Annotated in this window: 10 protein-coding genes; 2 read left to right on the top strand and 8 right to left on the bottom strand. The window is 66.7% G+C overall.

Annotation, left to right across the window (positions count from 1 at the left end; translation table 11 throughout):
* Positions 1–54: 54 nt before the first annotated feature.
* Positions 55–2,787 (top strand): M16 family metallopeptidase, encoded by a 2,733-nt coding sequence (locus tag ACEN9H_RS22580; RefSeq protein WP_413672148.1) that lies wholly within the window; start codon positions 55–57, stop codon positions 2,785–2,787.
* Positions 2,788–2,937: 150 nt separating this feature from the next.
* Positions 2,938–3,720, top strand: a complete 783-nt coding sequence (locus ACEN9H_RS22575) for an SDR family oxidoreductase (RefSeq protein ID WP_371764849.1) — start codon at positions 2,938–2,940, stop codon at positions 3,718–3,720.
* 11 nt (positions 3,721–3,731) lie between these two features.
* Here the strand turns inward: ACEN9H_RS22575 and ACEN9H_RS22570 are convergent, their stop codons facing one another.
* The 8 genes from ACEN9H_RS22570 to ACEN9H_RS22535 form a co-directional block, all read right to left on the bottom strand.
* Complete coding sequence (locus ACEN9H_RS22570; RefSeq protein WP_371764848.1) at positions 3,732–3,989, bottom strand: hypothetical protein; 258 nt, start codon at positions 3,987–3,989, stop codon at positions 3,732–3,734.
* A 23-nt stretch (positions 3,990–4,012) separates the two neighbouring features.
* Positions 4,013–4,753, bottom strand: a complete 741-nt coding sequence (locus tag ACEN9H_RS22565) for a GntR family transcriptional regulator (RefSeq protein ID WP_056129052.1) — start codon at positions 4,751–4,753, stop codon at positions 4,013–4,015.
* A gap of 55 nt (positions 4,754–4,808) precedes the next feature.
* Entirely contained in the window at positions 4,809–5,876 is a 1,068-nt protein-coding gene (locus ACEN9H_RS22560; protein ID WP_413672147.1) for a flavodoxin family protein, read from the bottom strand.
* A gap of 410 nt (positions 5,877–6,286) precedes the next feature.
* Complete coding sequence (locus tag ACEN9H_RS22555; RefSeq protein WP_056129057.1) at positions 6,287–7,585, bottom strand: tetratricopeptide repeat protein; 1,299 nt, start codon at positions 7,583–7,585, stop codon at positions 6,287–6,289.
* 194 nt (positions 7,586–7,779) lie between these two features.
* Positions 7,780–9,264, bottom strand: a complete 1,485-nt coding sequence (locus tag ACEN9H_RS22550; RefSeq protein WP_413672146.1) for a glycoside hydrolase family 3 protein — start codon at positions 9,262–9,264, stop codon at positions 7,780–7,782.
* Positions 9,265–9,273: 9 nt separating this feature from the next.
* Positions 9,274–10,284 (bottom strand): SIS domain-containing protein, encoded by a 1,011-nt coding sequence (locus tag ACEN9H_RS22545; RefSeq protein WP_413675622.1) that lies wholly within the window; start codon positions 10,282–10,284, stop codon positions 9,274–9,276.
* Positions 10,277–11,386: an N-acetylglucosamine-6-phosphate deacetylase gene (nagA, locus tag ACEN9H_RS22540; RefSeq protein ID WP_413672145.1), complete on the bottom strand. Its 1,110-nt coding sequence runs from the start codon at positions 11,384–11,386 to the stop codon at positions 10,277–10,279. The genes ACEN9H_RS22545 and nagA overlap by 8 nt, the downstream gene beginning before the upstream one ends.
* An 11-nt stretch (positions 11,387–11,397) precedes the next feature.
* The gene (locus tag ACEN9H_RS22535; protein WP_413672144.1) at positions 11,398–12,273 is read right to left on the bottom strand and encodes a BadF/BadG/BcrA/BcrD ATPase family protein; all 876 of its coding nucleotides are present in this window, start codon (positions 12,271–12,273) and stop codon (positions 11,398–11,400) included.
* Positions 12,274–12,292: the final 19 nt, after the last annotated feature.

Below are 12,292 nucleotides of genomic sequence, written 5' to 3'. Positions count from 1 at the left end.
CTAAGTACCCGTCTGTTACCATGTCCCGAGGACAACAGTAACTGACGGAGTGACATGAGCTTGACGTTTTTCCAGCGCGGCCTGGCCGCTTATACGGTCGCGGGCGGCCTGACGTTCATCGCGGCCGGCAGCGCCTTCGCTTTCGACCTGCCCAAGGGCGTCGTGCAAGGCCCGTCCGTCGAAGGCATCACGGAATACCGGCTGCCGAACGGCCTGAAAGTCCTGCTATTCCCCGATTCGTCGCGACCCACCGTCACCGTCAACGTCACGTACCTCGTCGGCTCGCGCCACGAGAATTATGGCGAGACGGGCATGGCCCACCTGCTGGAACACCTGATGTTCAAGGGGAGCCCGAAGCACCCCGACATCACGCGCCAGTTCCAGGACCGCGGCATGCAGTTCAACGGCACGACGTCGCTCGACCGCACGAATTACTACGAAGTGTTCCAGGCGTCGGACGATAACCTCAACTGGGCGCTGGGCATGGAAGCGGACCGCATGACGCATTCCAGCATCGCGAAGAAGGACCTCGATTCCGAAATGACGGTCGTGCGCAACGAGTACGAAAACGGCGAAAACTCGCCGGGTGCCGTCCTCATGAAGCGCATGCAGAGCGTGGCCTACGACTGGCATTCGTATGGCCGCTCGACGATCGGCAACAAGAGCGACATCGAGAACGTCAGGATCTCGAACCTGCAGAATTTTTATCACACGTATTACCAGCCGGACAATGCCGTGCTGCTCGTCGCGGGCAAGTTCGATCCCGCGAAAACCCTGCTGTCGATCAACCGCCTGTTCGGCGCGATCCCGAAGCCGAAGCGCACGTTGCCGGAATTCTGGACGGTCGAGCCCACGCAGGATGGCGACCGCACGTTCACCGTGCGGCGTCAGGGCGACGTGCAGATCGTCGCGCTCGGCTACAAGGTGCCGTCCGGCCTGCACGACGACAGCGACGTGCTGAGTTTCGCCTCGACCATCCTCGGCGATTCGCCGACGGGCCGCCTCCACAAGCTGCTCGTCGAGACGGGCAAGGCGAGCCAGGTATTCGCCTATGGCCAGACGGGCTATGCGCCCGGCCTGCAATACTTCGGTGCCGTGGTGAAGAAGGACGCGCCGCTCGAACCCGTGCGCGCCGCCCTCACGCAGGCCGTGGAAGAGTTCGCCAAGAACCCGCCGACGCCGGAAGAGATGGAGCGCACGAAGCGCACCTTCCTGAACGAATTCGAGCGCAGCCTGAACGATCCGCAGCAGGTCGGCGTCGCACTGTCGGAAGTGATTGCGCTGGGCGACTGGCGCCTGTTCTTCGTCGGCCGCGACCGCGTCAACAAGATTACGTCGGACGAGGTTGCCGCGGCAGCGGGGCGCTATTTCAAGCGCGATAACCGCGTCACAGGCGAGTTCATCCCGGACGACAATCCGCAGCGCGCCGTCATCCCGCCCGCGCCCAGCGTGCAAAGCCTGCTCAAGGATTTCAAGCCGCAGGCATCCACCCTGAGCGCCGAGGACTTCGATCCGAGCCAGGCCAACATCATGAAACGCACGACGCTGACGACGGCGGGCGGGGTGAAACTGGCCTTGCTGCCGAAGAAGAACCGCGGCCAGACGGTCACCGTCGACCTGCGCCAGCACATCGGCGATGAGCAGAACCTGTTCGGCAAGGCGGCGCTGCCGGGGCTGACGAACGCGATGCTGATGCGCGGCACGACGAAGTACGACCGCGTGCAGCTGGCCGACGCCTTCGACAAGCTCAAGATTTCCGGCAGCCTCACGCACTTCCAGACGACGCGCGACAACCTGCCCGAAGCGCTGAAACTCGTCGCCCACGTGCTGCGCGAACCGAGCTTTCCGGCTGCCGAATTCGAACAATTGCGCCAGCAATCGATCGTCGGGCTGGAAGCGAGCCGCAGCGAGCCGACCAATGTGGCGTCGCGCGCGCTGAACGAGCATTTTGATGTTTATCCCAAGGGCGATATCCGCCACGAAACGACGCTCGAGGAAGATCTTGCGGACCTCAAGGGCGCGACGCTGGACCAGGTCAAGGCCTTCCACCGCGACTACTACGGCACCGTGCCGGCCGAGATGGCCATCGTGGGCGATTTCGATGCGCAGGCGATCGCGCCCCTCGTCGACCAGCTGTTCGGCCGCTGGAAAGCCCCGATGCACGTGGCGCCCGTGCTGCGCAAGAACGGCAACATCGCGCCCATCCATACGTTCCTGAATACGCCCGACAAGGAAAACGGCTTTTATACGGCGCGGATCAACGTCGATCTCAACGTCGAGGATCCGGATTACCCGGCGCTGATGCTGGCCGATTACATCTTCGGCGGGGGCGGCATGCGCTCGCGCCTGATGGACCGCATCCGCCAGAAAGAGGGGCTGTCGTATGGCGGCGGTTCGAACCTTGTCCCCGGCGACCTCGACCGTGCCGGCATGTTCGCGATCAGCGCCATCGCCGCGCCGCAGAACCTGGCCAAGGTGGACGCCGCCGTGCGCGAGGAACTCCTGCGCGTGCTCAAGGATGGCTTCACGACGGCGGAACTCGCCGGCGCCAAGTCGGGTCTGATGCAACAGAGGATCCAGAACCGTGCCGACGACGGCGCGCTGGCCGCCGGCTGGACGTCGTACATGTATCGCGGCCGCACGTTCGAGTGGTCGGCCGAGTTCGAGCAGCGCTTGATGGCCGTCAGCTTGCCCCAGCTGAACGCGGCATTCCGCAAGGCGGTCGACCCCGCGAAGATGTCCGTCGTCATGGCTGGAGACAAGGCAAAAGTGAAACCTGCACCCTGATTGCAACACTCGGCCGTTCCTTCACTTGCAGAATGGCTGAGAAACTTGGTCAATGCCCGGGACGGGCGCTATCATGTTGCCTGAGCGCAGTATTGCTTGTAGGAAGCAAAGCTTGCGTCGGGATATTGAAAAGGAAGCATGATGAAGGGCATGACCAAGCAGACTCCGAGCGGCATTTCGTATGCGGGCAAGGTAGTGCTGGTAACCGGGGGCGCCAGCGGTATCGGCCGGGCGACGGCGCTGGCATTCGGGCGCGCGGGCGCCTGTGTCGTCATCGCCGACACGTCGGTCGACGGCGGCCACATGACTGCGGCCCTGATCGTCGAAGCGGGCGGCAAGGCGCTGTTTGTGAAATCCAATGTCACGGTCGCGGCGGACGTCGAGGCCTTGATGGACAAGGCGGTCGGCCATTACGGCCGCATCGACTGCGCCGTCAATGGCGCCGCTGTCGAGGAAGAATACCTGCCGCTGGCCGAAGGCGAGGACGACCAGTTCGACCGCATCATGGGCGTCAACGTCAAGGGTGTCTGGCTGTGCATGAAGAGCCAGCTGCGCCAGATGCTCAAGCAGGAAGGCGGCGGCGTGATCGTCAACATCGCGGACGCCGGCGGCCTCGTGGCGGCACCGCACCGCGCGATCTACTCGGCGTCCAAGCACGCCGTCGTCGGCCTGACGAAGAGCGCGGCCGTCGAATATGCCAAGGACGGCATCCGCGTCAACAGCGTGTGCCCGGGCGCCGTCAAGACCCCGATGCTGGCGCGCATGCTCGAGCGCGAGCCGGGGCGCGACAAGAAGCTCAAGGCGGCGCATCCGATGGGACGCATCGCCGACCCGTCCGAAATCGCCAACGCGGCGCTGTGGCTATGCTCGGAGCAGGCGTCGTTCGTCACCGGCCACCAACTGGCCATCGATGGCGGCCTGACGGCGATCTGACGGGCGTTTGCCTATCGTTTCTTGTGGGTGGCGCGCTGTTGCTTCGCTTGCGTGCTCACCCGGGCCTGGCGTGCCTTGTATAACGCCACGGCATCCTCGCGCGCACGCGTGAGCGTCCGCATGTCCGGATGGTCGTCGTGCGGCGAAAAATACTCGGCCGCCTGCGCGTCGACGACGAGCTTGATGGCGGTGGCGTCGTCGAGGTCGTACAGCTCGGTCAGCAGGGTGGCGACTTCGTCGAGATAGGCTTCGTAGGTCAGGTTGGTCATGGCGTTGTTGTTGTAAAAGTTGATCAGCCGGCGCTCAGCTCGGCCACGAAGTCGTACATGTCGCCCCGAAAATAGGAGCGGCAGAATTCCACGGCCTGGCCGTCCGGCAGAAAGCCCAGCCGTTCCACGCACAGGCCCGCGTCGCCTTCCCGCGATTGCAGCAACTTTGCCTGCTCGGCGTTCAGCAGCAGCGCGGACAGGCGCTGCAGCGCGCGCACGGGGCGCTTGCCGTTCGCTTCCAGCGCTTCGTACATCGACACGTCCACCGCATCCAGCGAGGGCAGGGCGGACGCGGCAATGGTCGCGTATTCCAGGCACATCGGCATGTCGTCGGCGTAGCGGATGCGGTTGAAGCGATAGACGGCGGCGCCCGGCGAGAGACCGAGACGCAGCGCTTCTTCCGGCGTCACCAATCCTTCCGAGCGCTTGAGCCAGACGCTGCGCGGCGTACGGCCGCGCGAGCGCATGTCTTCCGAAAACGACGTCAGCTTGGCGAAATTCTTTTCGATGCGCGTGTTGATGAAATTGCCGGACCCTGCGCGGCGCACGAGCAGGCCTTCCTCGACGAGGCCGTCGATCGCCTTGCGCACCGTGATGCGCGAGACGTCCAGTTCGGCCGCGAGCTGGCGCTCGGCCGGCAAGGCTTCCGCCGGGCCGTAGACGCCCCGGTCGATCGCGTCGCGCAGGGCGCGCTGCAATTGCTGGTAGAGCGGCAGGTTGCTGGTGGCGGAGAGCTGGTGCATCAGCTGCGCGAGGTGGGACATGCGGCGGGGTTCATTGGCAAGCGATCCCCGGATGATACCAAAAAAAGACCGCCCGTCACTTCGGCCGGGGATTGGCCAGCTTCCGGTCCGGCTGCAGCAGCTTGCCCGAGCGCACCGCCGCGACGGCCGCCGACACCGAGCGCGCCACGTTGCGCACCTCGTCCTGGAACGCCGTGTCCTTGTCGAGCGTGGCGTGGCTGTCCGCATACGACTCGTAATAGCCGACGTAGCGGTCGAGCAGGGCGGTGGGGCCCGCGTCGATCAGGCCCATCCAGTCGAGCCAGTCGGACAGCGAGCGCCGCGTCGATTCGATGCCGGCCACGTCGCCATGCACGACGAGGCCGTAGACGCGTCCCGCGAGATGCTTCGGATAGTGCCAGTCCTGCTCCAGCGCCTTCGCTTCTTCCGCCTTCTTGCCGTGCGTGGAGGTGGGATCGGGGTTGCCGCCGTCGGCGCACACGAGGCGGTCGATCATCAGCTTCAGCACGGAGGGTGACTGGTACCAGTACGTCGGCGTGAGGATGATGACCCCGTGCGCGGCCACCCAGCGCTCGTAGATCTCGTTCATCCAGTCGTTTTCCTGGTTCAGCGAATGGTTCGGGTAGCAGCTGCACGGCCAATGGCACAGCGGCATCGCCGTCGACACGCAGGCCTTGCACGGGTGGATGTGGCGGTCGTAGTCGGAAATGAGGCGCGACAGGTCGAGCAGGTCCGTCTCCATGCCCTCGGCCGCGATGACGGCCTCGCACAGCGTCGCGAGCCGCCACGTCTTCGAGATCTCGCCCGGGCAACTGCCGTCGTTGCGCGCCGCGCCATTAATCAAGAGGATGCGGCTCGGCGTCGCGGGATCTTTCTGGTGGGCCTCGGCGGCCAGCAGGCGGTCGTGCGCCTCTTTCCATTCGACGGACAGATCGTAGTCCGGGTCGGCGAACCCGGGGCCGGCCTTCACCGTGATCGGCGCCTTGTGCGAATCGACGTAGGCCCGCCACGCGACCTCTTCGACGGCTGCCAGTTCCTTGGCGACGGCCTGGTAGGCGGGATCGTAGAAGTCGCGCGAAAAGACGAGATGAAATTCGTCGCGGTTCAGCTTCGCGGGCGCCTGGCCCTTGCGTACGGTCGTCATGGCCGCCCTTTTCAGAAGAGTTGCGGCGATTATCGGCCGCATGCTCCGGCTCTGCCCGTACGGTAATTCACACAGACGAAAAAAAGCAGCGCGAACCATAACTTCCCGCGCCAAACAATTCGGGGTCAGAGCACATTTTTCAGAAAATTCGGGGTCAGAGCACTTTTTGGGACATGTGTTTTGAAGCATGCTAGTGCACATACCAAGCGCCGTCTGGCGTTCGCCTACTGTCATGCCGCGGTCGTGCACGGCAAGACGACACGGATCGATATGCTCTGGACATTGATTCGAAATGTGCTCTGACCCCGAATTTGGCGCGAAATGTGCTCTGACCCCGAATTTTCAGACGAAAAAAAAAGCGGCGCGAACCGTAGTCCGCGCCGCCTTGTCTGCCGGTGATCCGGCCGGGATTACTTGGCCGCCATCGCACCCGTCGGGTGGTTCAGCAGCAGGATCCAGTACTTGGCCGTGTCGGACAGGCCGCCGCCGGCTTTCACTTGCTGGAAGGTCTCGATGGCCTTGTCCTTCTGGCCGGCTTTCGCATAGGCCATGCCCAGGCGCAGCTTGGCTTCGTCCGGCGACTTCAGGCCGCCCTTGGCGATACCTTGCTGGATGAACGGGATGCCCTTGTCGAACTGGTCCATCGTGACGTACGCCCAGCCCAGGTTGACGAGGCCGGCACCGGTCTTGGCCTTGGCGGCGCCCGCTTCGCCCGCGGCGATGTTTTTCGCATCGCTTGCGGCTTCCTTGGTGGCGCGGTCGCGCAGCTGGCGGTCCTTGGCGGCGCCGCTGCCCGTGCCCAGCACGCCGGCGGCGAAGCCCGCGTCGACGACCTTCTTCGCTTCGGTCGGGAAGCCATCCTTCATGGCCAGCTCGGCCAGTTCCGTGTAGGCGTCCGACGACATCTGCTTGACGGCCGCGAATTCGAGACGCAGCACGTCAGGGATATTGGCGTCCTGGAAGCCCGGCTTGCGCACGATGCCGCGGCTGATCAGGTCGGTCCAGAAATCGTCGGTCGGGTAGTAGGCGGCCAGTTTTTCCAGGCCGCGCAGGTAGGCGGCATCATCCTTGACCTTGTTCGCGGCCGACGCGTACAGGCGCAGGTCTTCCTGGGTCGGGGTCTTGCCGGCCTGTTCCGCTGCCTGCAGCACCGGTTCCTGGGCTTTCAGCGCCGACGCGTAGTCGCCGCTCAGGTAGTACGAGCGGATCAGCGCCGAGTTGATCTGGTCCGTCGACTTGCCCGATGCCTGGATCTGCTTGTACAGCTCGATCGCCTTCGGATAATTCTTGGCGTTGTAATACATCGTGGCCAGCGCCTGCGTGAAGTTGCCTTTGTCCGCGTCCGGCAGCTTGCCCGACGCCAGGATCGCTTCCAGCGCGCCGATTGCCATCTGGTCGTCACCCGTCGACGTGCCCAGCGACAACTTCATACGGTTCAGCACATAGGTCTCGTACGGCGTCTTGTCCGGGAACGCTTCGGCCTGGGTGATGCGGTTCTTCACCTCGCCATAGTTCTTCGCGTCCATCAGCGGCTTGATCTGCGCCGGGTCGAGCAGCTTGTACAGTTCCGGGCGGACGGAGTCGGGCTTCGGCGCGGGCGCCTCGGCTTTCTTGTCCTGCGCCGACGCGCTGTGCATCAGGGCCGGCGCGGCGTTCAGGCCAAGGGCGGCCAGCATCATGGCAAGGCGGGCGAAACGGAATTGGGACATTGAAAAATCCTCTCTTAATGACGATAAAATTGCACCGCTCAGTGGCTGTAATGGCTTCAAATACATACGCCGACGGTGCTGGTGCCGATCTCGGACAAAGCGTGCATTGTCCCACAAACTGCTGACGGGCGTGGCAATTGTGCCCCAGCCGTGCGACGTCGGTATGCGGCGTTACAAGTGGTTACCCGACGCGGTCAAAAGCCGGGCACCGGACACTGTCCCGTCGCCTCGATGTCGCCGGCCAGCCACGATCGGACCGCGTCCAGCGCGGGCGGTGCGAAGCCATAGGTCATCAGCGCGGGCGCCGCGACGTCGAGCGCCTGGTACGGATTCCACAGCGCGAGGTGCAGGTCCGGCGTCCACGTGGCTCGCGCGTGCGCGCCGTAGCGGCGGCGCGACGTCGACGCGAGGATCGTGAAGCGGCCGTCGTCCGGCAGCGCATGCCAGTCGAACGTTTCCGCATCCGCGAACGTCACGAGGTCCACGTCGAACAGCGTCGCCAGCATCGCCGCGATGGCGCTGGCCGGCACGCCCGCTTCCGACACGCCGTCGCTGACCACGTCCTGGCGCGCGACGAGGCGCACCTTGCTGCCCGGTGCGGGACGCTGTGGATTGCCGCGCGCCGTGAGCGCCCGGCGCCATGCGTCCGCCATCAGCGCGCGGTCGGCGTCTTCGGTCGCGTACTGCACGGCGCCGGCCGGATGGGCGCGCGCGAGGCGGTCCAGGCGTGCCAGGCGCGCATGCACGTCGGCCAGCGGCAGGCGGCCGTCTTCGATGGCGGCCGCGATCGCCGCGATCGTGCGTTCCTGTGTATCGCGGCTGCCGATGGCCATCACCATGTCCGCGCCCGCCATCAGCGCATTCACGGCGGCGTCGCCCGCGTCGTACCGGTGCGCGATCGCGTGCATGTCCATGCCGTCCGTGATGATCACGCCGTCGTAGTGCCATTGGGTGCGCAGCAGGTCGTGCAGGATCGCACGCGACATCGTGGCCGGATTGTCGGCGTCGAGGGCCGGGTAGACGATGTGCGCCGTCATCACCGCGGGCGCGTGCGGCGCGGCCGTGCGGAACGGCGCGAATTCGAAGCGCTCCAGTTCCGGCAAGGGTTTGTCGACCGTGGGCAGGTCGCGGTGCGAATCGACGTGCGTGTCGCCGTGGCCGGGGAAGTGCTTGACGCAGCAGGCCACGCCTTCGCTGTCGCTGCCGGCCATCCACGCGAGCGCGAGGGCCGTGGCGCGATCCGGATCGGCGCCGAACGAGCGCTCCGCGATGACGGGATTGCGCGGGTTGTTGTTCAGGTCCAGCACGGGCGCGAAGTTCCAGTTGAAGCCCAGCGCGCGGATCGCGCGCGCGACGGCCGCGCCCACGTCGCGCGCGAGCGGTTCGTCGCCCGCCGCGCCGAGCGCCATCGCGGACGGCGGCGGCGGCACCCACAGCGCGCGCACGACGGCGCCGCCTTCCTGGTCGAGCGCGATCAGCGCGTGCTCGCCCATCGCATCTTGCAAATCGCTCGTGAAACGCGCGAGCTGCGCGGCGTCCGTCATGTTCTGGCGGAACAGGCACGCGCCGCGGATGCGGTTGGCGCGGATGAAGTCGGCCGTGTCGGCGTCGAGTGCCGTGCCGAACAGCCGGATCATGATCAGGCGGCCGGCCAGCTGGCGAAGGTCGTTCGTGGGCATCAGTGCGGCTCAGTGTGTTTTTGTGACTTTGTTCAGGTGGCGCGGCTTGTCCGGATCGAGGCCGCGCGCTTTCGACAGGTGCGCCGCCATCACGTAGAACGCGTTGATCGCGACGATCGGATCGAGGTCCGCGCAGGTCGACACGGGCAGGTCGAGGTCGCGCGAGGCGATGTCGGCCGGCGCCGCGAGCAGCACGCGCGCGCCGCGGCCGCGCATCTCGTCGGCCAGCGCGACGAGGCCCGCTTGCGCCGGGCCGCGCGTCGCGAAGATCAGCAGCGGATAACCCTCGTCGATCAGCGCCATCGGGCCGTGCTTGATTTCCGCGCCGGAGAAGGCTTCCGCCTGCAGCGCCGACGTCTCCTTGAATTTCAGCGCCGCTTCCAGCGCGATCGGGAAGCTGATGCCGCGGCCCACGACCATGATGTTGCGCGCCGGCGCCAACACCTCGAGTGCCGCCGACCAGTCGGTCCGCGCGGCCTGGCGCAGCGCGTCCGGCAGGGCGGCCAGGCCGTCCTTCAATTCCGTATCCTGCTGCCATTCCGCGACGAGGCGTGCGCCGGCCGTCAGGCTCGTGATGAAGCTCTTCGTCGCGGCGACGCTGTGCTCCTTCCCGGCGCGCAGCGGCAGCGCCCATTCGGCCGCGCGCGCGAGCGGCGAATCGATGTCGTTCACCAGGGCCACGGTCGTCGCGCCGCCCTGGCGGAAGTAGCGGATCGGTTCGACGACGTCCGGGCTCTGGCCCGATTGCGAGATCGATATGGCCAGTGTGCCGGACGCCTGCAGCGGCGCCTTGTACAACGTGACGAGCGACATCGGCAGCGACGTCACGAGACGGCCCATGCGCGCCATGATCAGGTAGGCGAGGTAGCTGGACGCGTGGTCCGAACTGCCGCGCGCCACCGTCGCCGCGTTATGGAAGGAGGCGCCCCGCAGGTGGTGGCCCAGCGCGGCGTAGCGGTCGGCGTCGTTGGCCAGCTGCAGGGCGACGCAGTCGGCCGCGGACACGGCTTCTTCAAGCATCAGCGAGGTCACACTGTTCTCCTTCGATATGAACGGTTTTCAGGTTCAGGTCGCGGTCGAGCACGACGAGGTCGGCGAAGCAGCCCGGCGCGATGCGGCCGCGGCGCGTTTCGCCCAGGTAGTCGGCGGCGTTCGTCGACACGCGGCGCGCGGCGTCGGCGAGATCGAGGCCGATCGAGACGAGGTTGCGCAGCGCCTGGTCCATCGTCAGCGTGCTGCCTGCCAAGGTGCCGTCCGCGAGGCGCACGCCGCCCATGCATTTGTGGACGACCTGGCGGCCCAGCATGTACTGGCCATCGGGCATGCCCGCGGCGGCCGTGGAATCCGTCACGCAGTACAGGTGCGGGATACAGCGCAGCGCCGAGCGGATCGCGCCCGGATGCACGTGCAACAGGTCGGGAATGATCTCCGCGTACTGCGCATGCGCGAGCGCGGCGCCCACCATGCCGGGATCGCGGTGGTGCAGGCCCGGCATCGCGTTGAACAAATGCGTGAAGCCGGCCGCGCCGTGCTCCAGTGCGCGCACGCCGTCGTCGTAGTTGCCGTTCGTGTGGCCGATCTGCACGCGGATGCCGGCGTCCGCCAGCTGCCGCACGAGAGACAGGTGGCCGTCGATCTCGGGCGCCACGGTGATCAGCCGCATCGGTGCCTGCGCGTTGAATCGCTCCACTTCCGCCATCGTCGCTTCGCGTGCGAACGGCGGCTGCGCGCCCAGCTTGCCCGAGTTGATGTACGGGCCTTCCAGGTGCACGCCGAGGATGCGCGCTTCGTCCTTGCCGCGCTGCTCGCACGCGGTGCCGATGGCGGCGAGCGCGCGGTCGATGTCGTCCAGCGGCGCCGTCATCGTCGTGGCCAGCAGGCTCGTCGTGCCGTGCCGCGCATGCAGGCGGGCGATCACGTGCGGCGCGTCGCCGCCTTCCATCATGTCGCGTCCCGCGCCGCCGTGCACGTGCAGGTCGATGAAGCCGGGCAGGATGTAGTCGTCGTTGTTCGATGCCGGATCGGCCGCGTCGCCTTCGATGGCGGCGATCGTCGTCGTGCCGTCTTCGATGACGATGCGGCCGCGGATCCAGCCGTCCGGAGTCAGGATATTGCCTTGCATGGTGGGTCCTTTCATGCCGCGACGTGCAGCTCGATCATCCGTAATGCGCCGCGCGCGGAATCGCCTTCCGGCGCGCGGGCGCGGGCCGCGAGCGCGGGCGGGAGCCAGTCGCGCAGGGCGCTCCCCAGGCCGCCGCACAGCGCGAGGGGGAGACGCTCGTCCGGATCGAGCGCGCGGGCGATGGCGGCCGCTTCCTCGCCGGCCTTCACCAGGATGGCGCGCGCGGCTGGATCGTCCGCGTGCTGCAGCACGAGCGGCGCGAGCGTGGCGTACGTCGTCTGCGTGGCCTGGCCGAGCCAGACCTGGATCGCGGCGCGGTTGCCGCCGCAGGCGTCGATAACGGCGTCGGCGAAGGCGCTGCCGGGCCGGCGTCCGTCGAGCACCTGTTCGATATGGTTGATGGCGGCGAGGCCGATCCAGCCGCCGCTCGCTTCGTCGCCGGCGGGGAAGCCCCAGCCGCCCACTTCGCGCCGCGTGCCGTCGGGCTGCAGCACTTCGCCGACGCTGCCCGTGCCGATGGCGACGATGGCGCCGGGACGGCCGCCGTGCGCGCCCAAAAGGGTAGAAAAAGCATCGGTTTCGAGGCGCAGCGCGGCGTAGCCGGGATCGGCGTCCACGAACGCCTGCGCCCACTGGCGATTGTGCACGCCGGCGAGGCCGAGGCCGATGGCGATGCGGTCAAGCGAAGGTTGTTCGATGCCGGCCGCGGCGAAGGCCTGGGCGACGGCGTCCTGGACGGAAGCCCAGGCGCGGGCGATGCCCAGGGCGAGGCCGGACGGGCCGCTGGCGCCCTGGGCCAGTTCGACGACACCGTGGGGAGAAATCCGCGCAAGGCGCACGCGGGTGCCGGTGCCGCCGCCGTCGACGCCGATGAGATAGTCGATCATATGAGTGCTGTGCCGGGAA

The organism is Massilia cellulosiltytica, assembly GCF_047325105.1.
GTDB lineage: Bacteria > Pseudomonadota > Gammaproteobacteria > Burkholderiales > Burkholderiaceae_D > Telluria > Telluria orientalis.
Note: the sequence above shows the minus strand (reverse complement) of the source record. Positions and strands in the feature narration are given on the sequence as shown.